General features: G+C 68.8%; 20 protein-coding genes and 1 riboswitch. Of the genes, 3 read left to right on the top strand and 17 right to left on the bottom strand.

From position 1 onward, the window contains the following. The first annotated feature begins 177 nt into the window (after positions 1-177). Complete coding sequence (locus tag C9424_RS13075) at positions 178-1509, top strand: MFS transporter (protein WP_237563446.1); 1332 nt, start codon at positions 178-180, stop codon at positions 1507-1509. Between the two features lie 127 nt (positions 1510-1636). On the opposite strand, the gene cycA is transcribed toward C9424_RS13075, so the two are convergent. The 12 genes from cycA to C9424_RS13015 form a co-directional block, all read right to left on the bottom strand. After that, positions 1637-3166, bottom strand: a complete 1530-nt coding sequence (cycA, locus tag C9424_RS13070) for a D-serine/D-alanine/glycine transporter (RefSeq protein ID WP_202615861.1) — start codon at positions 3164-3166, stop codon at positions 1637-1639. 434 nt (positions 3167-3600) lie between these two features. After that, positions 3601-4026: a hypothetical protein gene (locus tag C9424_RS13065; protein ID WP_237563442.1), complete on the bottom strand. Its 426-nt coding sequence runs from the start codon at positions 4024-4026 to the stop codon at positions 3601-3603. Further along, complete coding sequence (locus tag C9424_RS13060) at positions 4023-4676, bottom strand: Asp23/Gls24 family envelope stress response protein (RefSeq protein WP_237563441.1); 654 nt, start codon at positions 4674-4676, stop codon at positions 4023-4025. The genes C9424_RS13065 and C9424_RS13060 overlap by 4 nt, the downstream gene beginning before the upstream one ends. After that, positions 4673-5260: an RNA polymerase sigma factor gene (locus C9424_RS13055; RefSeq protein ID WP_237563440.1), complete on the bottom strand. Its 588-nt coding sequence runs from the start codon at positions 5258-5260 to the stop codon at positions 4673-4675. The genes C9424_RS13060 and C9424_RS13055 overlap by 4 nt, the downstream gene beginning before the upstream one ends. Before the next feature lie 56 nt (positions 5261-5316). Then, the gene (locus C9424_RS13050) at positions 5317-5547 is read right to left on the bottom strand and encodes a CsbD family protein (protein WP_116767244.1); all 231 of its coding nucleotides are present in this window, start codon (positions 5545-5547) and stop codon (positions 5317-5319) included. 57 nt (positions 5548-5604) lie between these two features. After that, complete coding sequence (locus C9424_RS13045) at positions 5605-6210, bottom strand: hypothetical protein (protein WP_116767243.1); 606 nt, start codon at positions 6208-6210, stop codon at positions 5605-5607. Next, a complete protein-coding gene (locus tag C9424_RS13040) occupies positions 6207-6788 on the bottom strand; it encodes a DUF6286 domain-containing protein (RefSeq protein ID WP_116767242.1) in 582 nt (193 codons plus the stop codon). The genes C9424_RS13045 and C9424_RS13040 overlap by 4 nt, the downstream gene beginning before the upstream one ends. Then, entirely contained in the window at positions 6785-7171 is a 387-nt protein-coding gene (locus tag C9424_RS13035) for a hypothetical protein (protein WP_202615860.1), read from the bottom strand. Before C9424_RS13035 ends, C9424_RS13040 begins: the two co-directional genes overlap by 4 nt. Next, positions 7168-7362 carry a hypothetical protein gene (locus C9424_RS13030; protein WP_116767241.1) on the bottom strand — a complete coding sequence of 65 codons (195 nt, stop codon included), beginning with the start codon at positions 7360-7362 and terminating at the stop codon, positions 7168-7170. The genes C9424_RS13035 and C9424_RS13030 overlap by 4 nt, the downstream gene beginning before the upstream one ends. Further along, complete coding sequence (locus tag C9424_RS13025) at positions 7359-7793, bottom strand: Asp23/Gls24 family envelope stress response protein (protein ID WP_442862035.1); 435 nt, start codon at positions 7791-7793, stop codon at positions 7359-7361. Before C9424_RS13025 ends, C9424_RS13030 begins: the two co-directional genes overlap by 4 nt. A 234-nt stretch (positions 7794-8027) precedes the next feature. Next, on the bottom strand, positions 8028-8696 hold the full coding sequence (locus tag C9424_RS13020) for an SAM-dependent methyltransferase (RefSeq protein ID WP_116767240.1): 669 nt from the start codon (positions 8694-8696) through the stop codon (positions 8028-8030). Further along, positions 8693-9787, bottom strand: coding sequence for a class I SAM-dependent methyltransferase (locus C9424_RS13015; RefSeq protein ID WP_161958230.1), 1095 nt, complete (start codon positions 9785-9787; stop codon positions 8693-8695). Before C9424_RS13015 ends, C9424_RS13020 begins: the two co-directional genes overlap by 4 nt. A gap of 191 nt (positions 9788-9978) precedes the next feature. Between C9424_RS13015 and C9424_RS13010 the strand changes: the two genes are divergently transcribed. Together C9424_RS13010 and C9424_RS13005 are read left to right on the top strand one after the other, a co-directional pair. Next, on the top strand, positions 9979-10284 hold the full coding sequence (locus C9424_RS13010; protein ID WP_202615858.1) for a hypothetical protein: 306 nt from the start codon (positions 9979-9981) through the stop codon (positions 10282-10284). 340 nt (positions 10285-10624) lie between these two features. Further along, positions 10625-12532: a DEAD/DEAH box helicase gene (locus C9424_RS13005; protein ID WP_116767238.1), complete on the top strand. Its 1908-nt coding sequence runs from the start codon at positions 10625-10627 to the stop codon at positions 12530-12532. Between the two features lie 115 nt (positions 12533-12647). Here the strand turns inward: C9424_RS13005 and C9424_RS13000 are convergent, their stop codons facing one another. From C9424_RS13000 to C9424_RS12980, 5 genes are all read right to left on the bottom strand, one after another. Next, positions 12648-13298, bottom strand: a complete 651-nt coding sequence (locus C9424_RS13000; RefSeq protein WP_116767237.1) for an MBL fold metallo-hydrolase — start codon at positions 13296-13298, stop codon at positions 12648-12650. A gap of 20 nt (positions 13299-13318) precedes the next feature. After that, positions 13319-14341, bottom strand: a complete 1023-nt coding sequence (locus C9424_RS12995) for an aldo/keto reductase (RefSeq protein ID WP_116767236.1) — start codon at positions 14339-14341, stop codon at positions 13319-13321. A 142-nt stretch (positions 14342-14483) separates the two neighbouring features. Next, positions 14484-14891: a DMT family transporter gene (locus C9424_RS12990; protein WP_116767235.1), complete on the bottom strand. Its 408-nt coding sequence runs from the start codon at positions 14889-14891 to the stop codon at positions 14484-14486. Between the two features lie 2 nt (positions 14892-14893). After that, positions 14894-15217, bottom strand: a complete 324-nt coding sequence (locus C9424_RS12985) for a DMT family transporter (RefSeq protein ID WP_116767234.1) — start codon at positions 15215-15217, stop codon at positions 14894-14896. A gap of 9 nt (positions 15218-15226) precedes the next feature. Continuing rightward, positions 15227-15295: riboswitch (guanidine-III (ykkC-III) riboswitch) on the bottom strand. A 62-nt stretch (positions 15296-15357) separates the two neighbouring features. Continuing rightward, positions 15358-16122, bottom strand: a complete 765-nt coding sequence (locus C9424_RS12980) for a cache domain-containing protein (protein ID WP_116767233.1) — start codon at positions 16120-16122, stop codon at positions 15358-15360. Positions 16123-16168 lie beyond the last annotated feature (46 nt).

The raw sequence follows: 16168 nt of genomic DNA, 5'->3' as shown, positions 1-16168 counted from the left end.
CAGAAACTCAGTCGGAAATCCAGTCAGAAACCTAGTCGGACCTCCAGCCAGAAATCCAGCCAGGAATCCGTCCCGGAATCAGCCGGCATCTTCCACCGCAGCTACCTGCTGGTGACGCTCGGTGCCTGCGCCCTGGTGTTCCTGGCGGCCTTCGAGTCCCTTGCGGTGACCACCATCATGCCGCTCGTCAGCCGGGAGCTGGACGGCGCCAGCCTCTACGCGTTGGCCTTTGCCGGGCCGCTGGCCACCGGGGTGATCGGTATGGTGGCCGCCGGCAGCTGGTCCGACCGCAAAGGACCTGTGGCGCCGCTCCTGGCCGCGGTGGGCATGTTCGTGCTGGGCCTGCTCATCGCCGGTACAGCCGGGACCATGCCGGTTCTCGTGTCCGGCCGGCTTGTCCAGGGGCTGGGCGGGGGTGCGCTGACGGTGGCCCTGTACGTGGTCATCGCCCGGGTCTACCCGCCGGTGCTGCATCCGAAGATCTTCGCCGCCTTTTCCGCGGCCTGGGTCATCCCGTCCCTCGTGGGCCCGTTCGCTGCCGGCGTCGTGGCGCAAGTGGCCGGCTGGCAGTGGGTTTTCCTCGGCGTGGTGGGACTCGTGGTCCCGGCCCTGCTCCTGACCGTCCCGGCCCTGCGCGGCCTGCACGGAACCCCGGCCGCCGCCCCGGCCGCCGCAGCAGCCCCAGGGGCGGCATGCGGTGAGGCGGCAGCCGTGGAGACTGCCGGGGGTGCCCGTCCGCCGGGCGGTCCGGCCAAGTTGGCGTTGGCAGCCCTGGCAGCGCTCGCGGTGCTGGGCCTGAACCTGTCCGCCGAGGTCCCTGGGGCCGGCGGCGTGCTGGCGGCGGCCGCCGTCGCCGTCGCACTACTGGCCGTCCGTCCCCTCATGCCACGCGGAACCCTGACCGCCCGGCGCGGCCTGCCGAGCGTCATCCTCACGCGCGGGCTCGCGTCCGCCGCATTCTTCGGCGCCGAGGTCTATCTGCCGTACCTGCTCGTGGAACGCTATGCCTTTGCCCCCACTTTTGCGGGCCTCACGCTCACCGGCGGTGCCATCGCCTGGGCGGCGGCCTCGGCCATCCAGGGCAGGCTGGGAACCCGGCTGGAGCACCGGCGGGCGGTGCGGATCGGCTCGGCCCTGGTCCTCGGTGCCGTTGTCCTGGCGTTCGTGACGACGGTACTGGCCTGGCCGGCCGCTGTCGCGATCGCGGGCTGGATCCTCGCCGGGGGCGGCATGGGACTGATGTATCCGCGCCTGAGCGTCATGACCTTGGCCCTCTCCACCAGGGACACAGAGGGTTTCAACAGCTCGGCCATGTCCATCTCGGATTCGCTCGGCGGCGCCCTGGCCCTCGCCGGCACGGGAGTCGTGTTTGCCGCGTTCTCGACGGCGACGACGGCGGCGGCGTCGTTCGCCGGAGTCTTCGCGCTGACGGCGGTGATCGGCGTCGCCGCCGTGGCTGTCTCGCCGCGCGTCGCCGTCGTCCCGGCTGCCGTCAGGACGCGGGAGTAAAGGCGCCGCAGGCGATCGCACGATCAAGGGCAGGAGCCCCGGCCGGAAGAATCCGGTCGGGGCTCCTGCGCATCCCGGCGTGTCCGTGCCGGGGTGTCTCTGTCGAGGCTTAGCGGAGGCTCAGGGGTCAGACGGTGGTGCGGGCGACTTCCTCCGTGCGGACGGCCTGCCATTCCACAATCCGCGCCTGCTGCAGCGGTGTCTTCCGGTTGAAGTGCCAGGCGGCACCCAGCAGGAGGAACCAGATGGGGGCCACGAAGAGTGCCAGGCGGGTGTCATCGGCCTGGGCCAGCGCCACGAGCATGAAGACGAAGAACGCGAGGACCACGTACGGCATGAAGGCGGAGCCGGGCATCTTGAACTTCGACGCCGCGTGCAGGGCCGGCCGACGGCGGCGGAAGACGATGTAGCTGATCAGGATCATGGACCACACGAACATGGTCAGCACGGAGGCCACGGAGGTGACGATGGTGAACGCGCCGATCACGGAGTCGCCGGCGTAGAGCAGGACGAGTCCGGCCAGCAGGAAGATGCAGGAGAACAGCAGCGCGTTCTGCGGGACCTTGCGGCTGCTCAGCTTTCCGAAGGCTTTCGGCGCGTTCCCGTCCTGGGCCAGGCCGTAGATCATGCGGGAGGTGGAGTAGATCCCGGAGTTGGCGCTGGAGGCCGCGGAGGTCAGGACCACAAGGTTGATGACCACGGCGGCGATCCCCAGCCCGGCGAGCGTGAACATGCCGATGAACGGGCTGCTGGCGGGATCGATGGTGCGCCAAGGGTTGACGGCCATGATGACCACCAGGGCGCCGACGTAGAAGAGCAGGACGCGGACCGGGATGGAGTTGATGGCACGCGGCAGGTTCTTCTCCGGGTCCTTGGTCTCGGCGGCGGCAGTGCCGACCAGTTCGATGCCGGCGAAGGCGAAGATCGCGATCTGGAAACCGAGGATGAAGCCGAACATGCCGTGCGGGAACATGCCGCCGTCGTTCCACATGTTGGCGAGGTTGGCTACCGCGCCGTTGGGGGACGTGAAGTGGGTTGCAATCATGATCGCGCCGGTGGCGATCAGGGCCACGATGGCCACTACCTTGATGATGGCAAACCAGAACTCCGCTTCACCGAACGCCTTCACGGTGGGGAGGTTCAGGAGGACCAGCACCACGGGGGTGAGCAGCGCCGGGATCCACAAGGGGGTGCCGGGCGCGAGCTTGTCCACGTAGCCGGAGATGGCGACGATGTCCGCCACTCCGGTGACAACCCAGAAGAACCAGTAGGACCAGCCGGTGAAGAAGCCGGCCCAGGGGCCCAGGAGGTCGCCGGCGAAGTCACTGAAGGATTTGTAGTTCAGGTTGGAGAGCAGGATCTCGCCCATGGCCCGCATGACGAAAAACAGCATGAAGCCGATGATCATGTAGACGAAAATCACGGACGGGCCGGCGAGGGAGATGGTCTTGCCGGACCCCATGAACAGGCCGGTGCCAATGGCGCCGCCGATGGCGAGCAACTGGATGTGGCGGTTGCCCAGGGCTCGGGCGAGGTGCGGCTCGCGGCTCCCGGCGCCGGATGCGCCGTGGGCGGAGGCGGCGGTTCCAGCAATTTCAGATGGTGCAATGTCGGATTCTGCAGTGGCCGGAGCGGCCGTGGTGATGCGTTCAGACATGAGGCTTCTTCCTTGTCACAGGCGGTCGCAGCGGGCGGGGGTTCCGCGATGCGGTCCGCACGGATCCGTCAGAGTGTGACGGAGGTAACAGTTTTGGCGGGTAGATCAAGATTAGGGCCGGTATTTGGCCGTCCCTGTTGCCGCGGGGGTCCGCGTAGGTGAACCAGCCGGTCGGTGATACGCCGTGCTGATGCCCGCCGCACGGAGGTCCGGCGAGGTGCCGGAACGGGCCCGGAACCCCCGTCTTTCCGGGGCTTTGGGGGAAGAGGCGACGCCGGTGCGGCCGTCCGTCGCAGCCGTCGGCGCCGCTCTTCCGCCACTCGTCCATTCGCAGGCGCCTTCGACAACTGTCGAACATCTTAGCCTCAGTTGTCGTCCGCTGTCTTTTGTCACATTTTTTGCGCTGCGAAGGCGGCTCCGCCGGCGCCTGCAGCCTAGTTGGTGCCGATTTGGTCGCCGCCGATGTGGACGATGGCGACCTCGACGGACACGGGCTGCGGGCTGAAATGCTGCCGCACTGCGGCGGCCACCGCCCGGGCCACGTCCGGCGCCGGGTACGCCCCGCTCACTCCGATGCGCGCCTTGACCGTCGTGACCGCTGTGCCGGTGCCGGCCTCGGTGACGTCCACCGGAGACGGTGTTGCTCCGCCCAATGCGGACCGGGCCGCCCCGGCAATCGTCTGCCACAGCGGGCGTGCCGGATACACCGTCGTCACGCCGTCGACCGCCAGGATGATCTCACGGAGTTGTGCCGGCAGCGACGCCGCGGAGAACGCTGTGGGAGCGAGCACTCCGGAAGAGCGCGCTGCAGCGGGTGGCGCGACGGGTGTTCCGTTCCCGGGAAGCAAGGGCTCGGTCATGGTTCCTCCTGTGGAGTCGGCGGGGCGCCGGGCCCGGGGGGCTGCTCCGGATGCCGGGGTTCGGGGTTCAGGGGTTCCGGCTTTCGGGGCTCCAGGACATCGGTGATGGTGACGTCGATCGCCGTGATGTTCAGTTCGGTCTGCCGGGCAAGAGCCGTTGCCAGCTTCCAGCGCAGGGTGGCGGCGCGGTCCTCCAGCGGATGCCCGTACACGACGGCGAGGTCGACGCCCACGGTGATGGGCGCCCCGGGCCGGGTAACGTCCCCGTACAGGCGGCATTTTCCGGCGGCGGTGCCGGGAAGCGAATCCGCCACGGAGCGGATCAGCGCCGAAATTGAGCCCTCTGTCTCGGTGAGGACGTCCTCGGGTGAGTCGGACCGCAGGGGAATGATCCGGCCCGGCCGCAGTTCCAGGCGCAGGTTGCCCAGGATGGTCTTCATCCAGTCATCGCTTCCGCTGCCGGCGGTGGCGGTGTCGGCGTCGAGCAATTCATGGCCCAGGGCCGAGAGCCTTCGCAGGGATGCCAGTCCGGACTGGCATTCGGGACAGTCCGCAAGGTGGCCCGGATCGCCGATCCGTCCGGTGTCCAGATATTCGCTCAGGTCTGCAAGGCTGTGCCCGCAGCTGAGCATGTCGCCGGGAGCGCTCATCGCCAGTCCTCCATTTCGCGGGCCAGGGTGATGCGTGCCCGGGCAAGGCGGCCGCGGACACTGGCAGTGCTGATGTTCAGGGTTTGCGCAATTTCCTCATAGCTCTGGTCATTGAACTGCTTCAGCACCCAGCAGCGGCGCTGCTCCTCGGGCAGGGCGGCGAGGGCGGCCTTGAGGGCGTCCATTCGGGAACCGCTCAGGGCGGCGCTTTCCGGATGGTCCTGGTGAGCGGTCCCCGCGCCAGCCTCTACCCTATGGTCCAAGTCCCCGAGGTTGGAATGGTTTCTCCGCTTCCGCAGGTGGTCGATGCTGCGGCTGCCGGTAATGCGCAGCAGCCAGCTCTTCACCGCGTCGCCGTCGCGCAGGGTATCGAGCTGTTTCCAGGCCTGCATGAGCGATTCCTGCACGACGTCGTCGGCGTCGGCGAGGGAGCCCGTCAGGCGGCGGGCGCAGGCCCGCATGAGGGGGCCGTGCCGGCGGGCCAGCGCCTCAAAGGCTGCCGTGTCGCCGTCGGCGGCCCGTCCGGCCAGCAATGCGTCCGGTACGAGGTCCAATTGATGTGGCGCCGAGGGTGAACCAGTCACGAGTCTGTCGCTTTCCTCTGCTTCCATAACGGGCCTTCCGTGCGCGGAGTCCGGCCCTACTCCTTGCTGAAGCCTTCCTTGAGCTTCCGCGCGGCGTCCTTGAGGTTTTCTCCGATGTCGGCGGCGGCGTCCTTAAACCGTTCGCTGGCCTCCTGCAGCTTGGCGCGGGCCTGCTCCTGCTGGCCTTCGCGCTTGAGGTCCTCGTTGCCCGTCAGCCTGCCGGCACCTTCTTTGGCCGCACCGATGTGGTGGATGACCGTGTTGTTGGCCTTGTCGTCGGTTCCCATGATGTTCCTTTTTCTGTCATTACTAGGTGACGCGGTAGAGCCGTAGGTCCGCCCGGGTTAGCGGGCGCGATCAGGTCCAGCCACCATTGTCTTGGTGCCACTGGTGATTCGGACCAGAACCGGAAGCGGATGGCCCAGCAACGCGTCGATACCCTGGACCAGGTCCTCTGCGGTATCCGCGATCTCCCGGGGGGATGCTCCCTGCCGGGCCTGCAGCCGCAGCCGGAGCCCCGTTTTGCCCCTGGATTCCCAGGCTGAGACGGATGTCCCGAGTACCAGGCGGTTACCCTCGAGCGCTTGCTTGACGGCCGCCGCGATGAGCCCCGTTTCGACCACGGTGGTGCCGCGGTCGCCGTCGGCCTGCCGGCCGACCCTGGGTGTCCGGCCGCCGCCCTGCGATGCCAGCCAGGCGATGCTCAGCCCGGCCGCCACGATGAGCGCGGCGACTCCCGCCACGGCCCACCAGGAGCGGGCCGGGCCCGGAAGCGGTGCCGAGTCGAGGAGACTTCCGGCATGGTCCATGAGGGACGATCCCGTGGCCGCCCAGCTGGCCGCTACGCCAGGCATCATCCCGGCGGCAGCCGTTGCCGCCCCGGCTGCGAGCAGCACGAGCCCGGCCAGTGCCAGTAGGATCCGGTTCAGCGCCCTGTTGGTTTGACTCATTGCCCCAGGGCTCCTTCCTTTGAGACGTGGATTGTGGGGGCGATCCGGCGGTCCAGGGAGTACGCGGCGAGTTCGTCGTGGACCGCAGTGACGATCGCGTCGCGGTCCACGGCAACGCCCGACGTCGGACGCACCTGGACCCGGACGGCCCGTTTGCTAACCGTGGTGGTGACCTGCCCTGGTGCGAGCCCCGCGCTGAGGCGCGCCCGCCGGGACACTGCCGATGCGATGACCTCGCCATCGACCACCACGGCGCTCCGGTCGCTGTGGAAGGCATGCCGAGACCGGCGGCCGCCCGCCGTTGCGGCGGCGAGCAACACCAGGCCAAGGACCGCCAGAGCTGCTCCGGCGGCAACCAGCCCGGCAGGGATTGTCTTGTCCGGAACGCCGGCGAGCCAGTGCCCCAGTTGGCCGGGGCTGGCGAGGACCGGGTTATCCCGGAGCAGCGCCAGCACTGATTCGAGCGCAAGCCAGAGGAAGACGACAGCGAGAACACTCGCCGTCAGTACTGACGCTGTGGCCCGGGAGGAGTGGATTTCCCGGCGGACCAGGCGCCGGAGGGATCGGTCCTGGTTCATGTGACCCTCCTCTGGCGGTTCCTGCCGCCCGGCGCGTCCACCATGGCCGTGTCGGAGGACTGTTTGGCCCCGCTGAGTCGGATGTCGACCCTGCCCAGCGTCCTGCCGGTGAGGTCCAGTCCGCGGGCGATGATGGTTGTCCGGGCCGCCCGGGACCGGTCGAACAGTGTGCCGCCGTCCTTCCCCTGGCGGCCCATCCCCTGGTGGTCCAGCAGTGGCGCGAGCGCCAGCTGCACGGAGACCGTTGCGGCGAGCCGGCCCGAATCGTCGTCCAGCGTCGCCGCGACGTTGGATCTCGGAACGCCGAAGGCGCTGGCGGCGATGGTTTCGACGGTGTGCTTCAGGGCTGCCGGGGTGATGCGTGTCTGCCCCGCCCGCGTCATGAGGAGGAGGAGCGCTTGCCGCGCAAGGCGTCCATTACGCCGCCGAGGTCCAGCCGGCCTTCGGCGGCGCGGCCCAGCACGGCCCCTGCCCCCATGAAGAGCCCGGTGAGCAGGAAGCCCCAGAACCCGAAGGCCAGCGCCGCTGCGGCCAGGACGGCTCCGATGGCCACGCCGGCCGCCGTGGGGCTCAAGCCACCCTCGGCTCAGTCCGGGCGTCCTCGGCATCCTCGTCATCGGACGGCACGTGGATATCGGTGATGGTGATGTTGACCTCCGTCACCTCCATGCCGACGAGGTCCTCGATGGCCGTGTAGACGGCGTCGCGGGCGTTGTCCGCAACTTGCTGGAGCGGGTGCGGATATTCGACCACAAGGGTGATGTCCACCGCGACCTGGGTCTGGCCGACTTCCACGCTGACGCCCTGGGTGAGGTCCTTCTGGCCGACCTTTTCGCGCAGGGTTCCGAGCGCGCGGGCCGCTCCGCCGCCCAGGGCGTGCACTCCCTCGATTTCCTGGATCGCGATGCCGGCGATCTTTGCCACGACGCCGTCGGCCACAGTGGTGGCGCCCCGCCCGTCGTGGCCGGCTGGCTGCGCAGAGCTCTCCAGCGCAGAGCTCTCCAGTGCAGGGGTCTTCTGGGCAGGGTTGTTCAGCCCGGGCGCCTCCGAGGTGGCTGCCGGGCCGGTCTGGCCGTGGACGTCTGCCGGGGTGTGCGTCTGGGTCGTCAATGCAATCACTCCTGATCGGTTGGGGAAGGCGCTCCGTGGCGCCGTCATAAGCAAGACGGGTCCGGAGCGGACTTCCTCACGGTCGAATCAGGGTGAGCTGCATCACATGAGGTTTGGGGGCAAGCCGCGCTATTGGGCGGCCAGCCGGGTGGCGCGCAGTACCGCGTCGGTGAGGGACGCCGCCTCGCCTTCGGGGCCAATGACGCTGCGATGCCGGCTGTCGAGGACTTCCAGGCGCCATTGGGGCTCCTCGATCCGGAGCTCATGTGCAAGCTCCTCGGCGGTGAAGAACTTCTCCGGCGTGTGGTGCCCGCCCCACGGCGGCAGGCCGTCGGGGTGGTGGCCGACGATCAGCAGGGTGCCGCCGGTACGTACCGCGGCCGCAGCGAGCTGCAGCGCCTGCTGCCACGGCATCTGGGTGGAGTGCAGGAACTGGGCCGTGACGAGGTCGAACAACCGGTCCGGGACCCACGTGGCCAGATCCTGCTGCACCCACTCGATCTTGGCCGAATGGCCCCGTTCCTGGGCGTGGGCGGCCGCGCGTTCAAGGGCGACCGCCGAGACGTCCAGGGCAGTCACGGACCAGCCGCGGGCCGCTAGCCAAATGGCGTCCGCGCCCTCGCCGCAGCCCAAATCCAGGGCCTCGCCGGGACTCAGATGCGCAACCTCCGCGATCAGCTGTGGATTCGGTTGCCCGCTCCACATCCGCGGGCGGCTGCTGTACTTTTCGTCCCACATCCGGGCGGTGCTGGCCGGCTCCACAGGATCGGCGTGATGCTCGTGGCTGTGTTCCGTCATGGTTTCCCCTCATCGTGGTGGGCGGCCGCGTTAGGAAGGCCGTTTTCCGATTGGCTGTTTGCCGGCGCTCCGGTCTCCGGCGCAACGGTTTCCTGCGGACTGTGCCCGACGGCGGCAGGCACGACGGCGGTGACGAACCCGGCCGGCGCGGACCGCCGTCGGGTCTCCCGGCCGAAATTCCTGTGTTCCTCGAGGACCAACCCGAAGGACCCGACAAAGTCCGCGGCGCTCTTCCTGGCCGGGGGAGTGTTGTCGATGCCGAAGGTCAGGGGCTCGCCGACAAAATTCGTCGCAGCCCGCGCGTACCGCATGTAAGGCGACCGCGAGGCGACGATTTCCTGAGAGAAGTAGTCAAAAGCCACGACGCTACCGGGGGCGGTCCCGGCGATCCTGCGCAGTGTCGCCTCGACGGAGGCCCGGTCCAAGTACATGGTCACCGCCTCCCAGAGGAAGAACGCGGGCCTGCCGGGGTCAAACCCCGCGGCCACCAGCTTCGCCATCCAGTCCTCGGTCTCGAAATCGGCGGACACATAGGTGGCCAGGTTTGTGGGTAGGCCCGCCTTCTCGAGCATTGCGATTTTGTGGGCCTGGGTTCGGGGCATATCGATTTCAAAGTAGCGCACGCGGTTCTCCGGTGACAGCCTGAACACCCGGGTGTCGAATCCCGCCCCGAGGACCACGAGCTGGTCCACACCGGCAAGATGGCGCTGGATGGCGGCGTCGTAGTAACTGGTCCGCGCTGTCGACTGGTGGTGCATGGGCGCGCGCCCCCGGTAGGGATAGCGGTAGATCCTGGGAACGTAGCCCGTCAGCAGGTGGCCCATCAGGGTGGGTGCCGTCTCCAGCCGGAACCCTTCCTGGGACACATTCGGCATGACCGCCATGAGCCGGTCCGCAGGGTCATCCGGCCTCGTCTGCAGCCGGTGCTGCATACAGCGGGTGTAGAGAGAGGCGAACACGGTGGCCGAGACGCCCGTGCGCCGGCTGTACGCGAGCATTCTGGGGACGGTCGCGACGTAGGCCGCCACCCCCAAGGGAAGCAGGGCCAGTTGGATGACCCTAAAGGTTCCAGCGGCAACTATTCCCGGCATCGTTGCCCGTCTCCTCTCGCCGCCCCATCCGCCCACCATGCTCCTCCGGGACCGAAGCGCGGTCAACAACGACGCGGGTCAAGGGCGGACGGACCTGCGGACACATGGAAATCACGCTCCGGAAACCATTCCGAAACCTCCATCGTGAATGCTGGGCCCAGGACGTTGGACCGCTGGGGAAGGCACTGATCATGGACGTTGAAGAAGCACGGCACATCCGCAGCTCAAGTGAGCTGAACGTGGGGGACGAGATCGAGGCCTGGCACAACGGCAAACTCTTCCACCGGGGCACCGTAACGCAGACGGTCACGGCCGTGGACCTGTTCTGGATCCTGGACTCCCGGACGGGGACGCGTCGCCTGATCGACGCCGAGGCGCTCGTTATCCTGCGGGCAGCGGACCCGGGCACAGCCAAGGCGGCGTCCCGGGCAGCCGCCCGCACGCCCGCCCAGCCGTCCCACATGCCGCTGTTCCAAGCGCCCAGCCTGGCCGGCTAGGAGCTGCACCAAGGTCACGGAAACGGGATCCGGCCCGGCCGGATGCTAGACTGGTGAAACTTGATGTGCAGTGATGCCCACTGATATTCGGTTGACCGGCTTCGGTCCATCAACCGGATCTCCTGCCGGATTCCTTCGGGGTCCGCCCGCAGGGAGTGGGTTTTTTCATGTGAGAGGCACATCCTGCGTCGATGAACGCGTTCCATTTGGTCCTGGCCGCCGCTAGCTGAAGTTTGGCAGCAGCCCGGTTGACCACCTGACTTTTCTTCGGCGAACCCCTGAGCCAACCGGCGCCGGGGGCCGATATCCGCATGGATACCGCCTGAAAGACCCTGAACTTATGACTACTTTTGCTGCCCTCGGCACGCCCAAGGCCCTCGCTGACACCCTCACCGCACAGGGAATCGTTGAACCGTTCCCCATCCAGGTCAAGACCCTCCCGGACACCCTGGCCGGACGCGACGTCCTGGGCCGCGGCCGCACCGGCTCCGGCAAGACCATCGCCTTCGCCATCCCGCTCGTGGCACGGCTCGCAGAGCGCGAAGCCAAGCACTTCCGCAAGCCAGGCCGCCCGATGGGCCTGGTCCTCGCGCCGACCCGCGAGCTGGCCACCCAGATCAACGCGACCATCGAGCCGATGGCCAAGGCCATGGGCCTGAACACCACCGTGATCTACGGCGGCATCTCCCAGGCCCGCCAGGAAAAGGCCCTCCGCGCCGGCGTCGACATCGTCATCGCCTGCCCGGGCCGCCTGGAGGACCTGATCCGCCAGCGCATCCTGACCCTCGAGGGCGTCGAGATCACCGTCCTGGACGAGGCCGACCACATGGCCGACCTCGGCTTCCTGCCCGTCGTCAAGAAGCTCATGGACATGACCCCCAGCCAGGGCCAGCGCCTGCTGTTCTCCGCCACCCTGGACAACGGCGTGGACAAGATCGTCCAGCGTTACCTCTCCAACCCGCTGACCCACGCGGTGGATGAATCACAGGCCGCGGTGACCACCATGGAACACCACGTGCTCGTGGTCAACGACCAGACCGTCAAGAAGCAGCTGATTGTCGAGCTCGCCTCGGGTGCCGGCCGCCGGGTGCTCTTCCTGCGCACCAAGCACCACGCCCGGAAGCTGGCCAAGACCCTGACCGACGCCGGCATCCCCGCCGTCGACCTTCACGGCAACCTCTCGCAGAACGCCCGTGACCGCAACCTGGCCGAGTTCGCCTCCGGCGAGGTCCGCGTCCTGGTCGCCACCGACGTCGCCGCCCGCGGTGTCCACGTCGACGACGTCGAGCTCGTCATCCACGTGGATCCGCCCACCGAGCACAAGGCGTACCTGCACCGTTCAGGCCGTACGGCCCGCGCGGGCTCCGACGGCACCGTGGTCACGTTGACCCTGCCGGAGCAGCAGTCCGACGTCAAGAAGCTCATGAAGGCCGCCGGCGTCGAGGTTAACTTCGAGCGCGTTACCGCCAACTCGCCGCTGGTGGCCGAGCTCGTGGGTGAGATGGCCGACAAGATCGATCCGCGCACCCGTGCCGCACTGCTGGCCGCCAAGGCCGCCCAGCACGGCGGCGGCACCTCGACCGGCGCCAACGCCGAGCGCAAGCGCGCCCGTCGCACTACCCAGGCTGCACCCACCGCGGGTGGCCGGGGCGGCCGTGGCGGACGCGGACGCGTCGGAGCCGAGGCTCCCCGCACCGATCTGCCGCGTGCCGAGCGCCGCGCCGTCGCCTATGAAGGCCAGGCCGCTGCCCGGAACGCCGCAGAGCGCGTCGCGGAGAAGAACCAGGACCGCGCCGACGCCGAGCGCGCCGAGCGCCGGAATGCGCGCGGCCGTGGCCGCGTGACCGCTTACGGGCACCACAACGATGTCCCGGCCGCCGGCGGACGTGCTGCTGCAGGCCGCGGTTCGGACGGACGCGCCGCAGAAGGACGCAGCGACGCCCGGGGCGCCTCGGCTCCCCGCAGCGGTGCTCCCCGGACCGGCGGTGCTCCCCGCACGGGTGGCGCTCCCCGCACGGGGGCTTCGGCTGGCGGCCAGCGCAGCGGACGTCCGGCAACGGGCCAGCGTGCCGCTGCCGGTGCCAAGTCCGGCGCAAACTCGGCGGTCTGGTCCTCCAACACCGGCGGAACCTCCGGCGGATCCTACGCAGGCGGCGGCAACGGCCGCTCCAGCGAAGGCCGCCCGGCACGCAGCGGCGGCCCCCGCCGCGCGTCGGCCCCGGCCTCGAACGAACGCCGCAGCCGCTAAGGTTTCGCCTGCCCGCTACCTAAAGTAGCTGGCGAGGCGCGAAATGCCGGTCGCTACGGGAATTCCCGCAGCGACCGGCATTATGCGCAGCGCAATCCACGAGGCGCAGCGCCGGCTACCAGCCGCGGGCGCGCCACTCTTCCAGGTGCGGGCGTTCCGCACCCAGTGTGGTCGGCTTCCCGTGGCCCGGGTGCACCACGGTGTCATCCGGATACACGTCGAACAGCCGCTCACTCACATCGGTGATCAGCTGGGTAAACCGCTCCGGATCCTTCTGGGTGTTGCCCACGCCGCCGGGAAACAGCGAGTCTCCAGAAAAAATATGAGCCGGGCCGTCCGGGTCCTGGTACACCAGGGCCACCGAGCCCGGCGTATGACCCCGCAGATGGACCGCCGTCACGTCGAACCCGTCGAAGTTTCCGACGTCGCCGTGGTCCAGCAGCACATCGACCTTCACCGGCAGTTCAGGGGCGTCCTCCGTCCCGGCCGCCGTCTTCGCCCCGGTTGCTTCCGCCAGTCCCGGCAGGGCACGGACATGATCCCAGTGCTGGTGGGTGGTGGCAATCAGCTCCAACTTCGGCGTCGCGGATGTATCCGCGGCGGCGTCCGCGAGGAGCCCCTGGATGGCGGCCAGATCATCGGCCGCATCGATCAGGAGCTGCGCGCCGGACGCCTTGGCCGTGAGCAGATACACGTTGTTGTCCATCTCGCTGACCGAAATCCGGCGGATGGTGATGTCACGTAGCGAGTGAATGAGTGAGTCCATGGGCTTCAGTCTAGGACGCGCTATTCCCGGCCCTGGGACACCCAGCTGGGGTCTGCGGAACGGGAACCGACGACGGCGTCCGCGGCGGCGTCCAGCGTCTCCAGTTGCGCCGGCGTCAGGTCCAGCGACAAGGCGCCGAGGTTCTCATCGATCCGGTCCGCCTTGCGCGTGCCGGGGATGGGGACCACCGGAAGCCCGAGTTTTCGGCCCTGGGCCAGGAGCCAGGCCAGCGCCACCTGGGCCGGCGTTGCCGGTTTCCCGGACACGGAGAGCTCAGCGGCGACGGCCCGTACTGCGTCCACCACGTCCTCGTTTGCCGCGGCAGCGTCCTGGGCGAAGCGGGGGATGTTGCGGCGGAAGTCGTTGCTGCCCAGCGTCGCGGCGTCCACGGTGCCGGTGAGGAATCCCCGCCCCAGCGGCGAGTAGGGCACGAAGCCCACCCCGAGCCCGGCCGCGGCAGGAACAACGTTGCGTTCCACATCGCGGCTCCAGATGGACCACTCGCTCTGGACAGCGGCGATCGGGTGGACGCTGCTGGCTTCACGCAGCTCCTCGGCCGTCACTTCGGACAGGCCCAGGTGCCGCACCTTGCCGGCCTGCACAAGCTCCGCCATGGCCTCCACGGTTTCCACAATCGGAACGCGGAGGTCACGGCGGTGCATGTAGTACAGGTCGATGGTGTCGGTACCGAGCCGCTGCAGGCTGCGATCCACTGCCTGTTTCACGTAGGCCGCATCGCCGCGGATATCCGTGTAGCCGGCCGACGGCGTGCCGACCAGGCCGAATTTGGTGGCCAGCTGGACGTCGTCCCGCCGCTCCTTGAGCAGCCGCCCGATCAGCTCCTCGTTGCTGCCGCCGCCGTAGATGTCCGCCGTGTCCAGGAACGTGACGCCGGCGTCGAGGGCGTGGTGCAGGGTTTTCAGGGCCTCGACCGGGTCCACATCCCCGTAGACAGGGGTCAGGGCCATGCCGCCGAACCCCAGGGGGCTGACCGTGAGGCCGTCGCCGAGCTGGACTTGTGTTGCCGTCATCTGGGTCTCCATTCGCACTGTGAGTGGTTCCGTCCTTGCCAAGAACCCCTGAGTGCGCGCGGCTATTCCGGGCCCCGCCGGAGGATCTTCCCCACCTTTGATGCTTGCGGGGCCAGTCCGACGGCGCGTCCCGGGGGCGCGCCGTCGTCCTGCCTCAAACGTGGGGAGATTCCGCGGGGGACGGTGACAGCTCAGCCTCCGGAGCTGCCGCGTCCCCGGCCGGCAGCAGTTTCAGTCCCGCTGCGCAGCCGACAATCCCGGCGATGAATACCAGCTTGAGCGGACTGGCCGGTTCGACGCCGGTGGCCATCGCCCAGCCGACCGTCAGCGCCGCGCCGATCCCCACCCAGACCGCGTAGGCGGTGCCGAGCGGGATGCGCTTCACGGCCGTGCCGAGCCCCACCATGCTGAGGGTGGCCGTCAGCGCGAACACGAGGGTGGGCAACGGCCGGCTGAGCCCGTCGGACAGTCCCAGGGCCGTGGCCCAGACCGCCTCCAGCACGGCGGAAGCGAGCAGGATCAGCCATGCGGCTGGTGATCCCGGTGCCCTTTTCGTGCCCATCCTCACGCCACCAGCTTCAGGCCGACGACGCTCGCGGCAATCCCGCCGAGCAGCAGGAGGCGGGCCGCCGTCGGGCGTTCAACCTTGGTGATGATGGCGTACGCGGAGGTCAGAACGACGCCTACCCCCACCCAGACGGCGTAGCCGGTGCCGGTCGGGATGGACTGCAGGGCGACGGCGAGGCCGCCGGTGCTGGCGAGGACGGAGACGAGGAAGATGATGGCCGGGACCAGTCGGCGGCGGCCCTTGGCCTGCGAGGTGCGGTGCAGGGCGGCGGCCCAGACGGCCTCCAGGGCCCCGGAAAGGATGAGTATTAGCCACGACATGACAGCTCCTGTGGCCAGTCTTGTCGCGTGCCGGGTACTGAACCGTCGTCCGGAGGCCCGGAAAAAGGGGGCCTTGGAATCCAAGTTTAGCAACTTCGGCGTCACGGCCCGGCGGCGGAGCCCGGCGTCACAGTCCGTTCTCACAGTCCGGTGGCGTCGCTCCAGACCGTGAACGTGCGCCCCACAGGGTAGTGCCTGCACGGCTCGTCCGGCGCGGTGAGGTCTCCGGCGTCGATGTCGGACGCCGCTGAGGCCACGGCCCGGCCGTCGGCGTTGACCAGGGTGGCCCGGTCTCCGATGCGACGCAGGGCCGGCATGGCCCCGCGTTCAAGGCGCTGAACCGTGACGTCAATGCCCACGATTCCTGCGACCGGCCCGTCCGGATGGGTGAACACTGGGTGCGTGAAGGTCAGGACGTACTCATCGCTGCACAGGAAATCCACGTAGGGCCCGGTGACATGAGCCTGGCCTGTTTCCACCGGGATCCGGAACCATTCGGCCTTGACGTAGCGGCTGATGGAGTTGGGACTGAAGTTCGCCAGGGCGTCCACGGGTTCCAGGTCCGGACCCTGCCACCAGGCGATGTAGCTGCGCTCCGGGCCGAGCAGCCCGGCGTTGGCAATGAACCCCGCGCCTGCCGCGTAGCCGTCGGGCAGTTGCACCAGGTCCTCGACCACCGGCCGGATGAGCTTGTCCACGGCGGTGCCCGTAACCTTGCCGGACATGGCGGCCAGGGCTGCCCCGGCATCGGCGGCCCACGCCGCAAGCCGGTGCTCGATGCCGGCGATGGTGGAATCGAGCTCGGCGACGGCCCGCTCGGCGGACGCCTGGGCCGGGCCGGCCCCGGCTGGCGCGGCGGAGGGACTTGCTGCGGAGGGACCTGCGGTGGAGGTGGTGTCGGACATGGTTGCTGCCTTAGCTCGAGGTTGCCGGTGCGGTTAGGGAAAGCGC

Source organism: Arthrobacter sp. H-02-3, from assembly GCF_003097355.1.
Lineage (GTDB): Bacteria > Actinomycetota > Actinomycetes > Actinomycetales > Micrococcaceae > Arthrobacter > Arthrobacter humicola.
The sequence above is the reverse complement of the archived record's forward strand: the minus strand, read 5'-3'. Positions and strand labels throughout refer to the sequence as shown.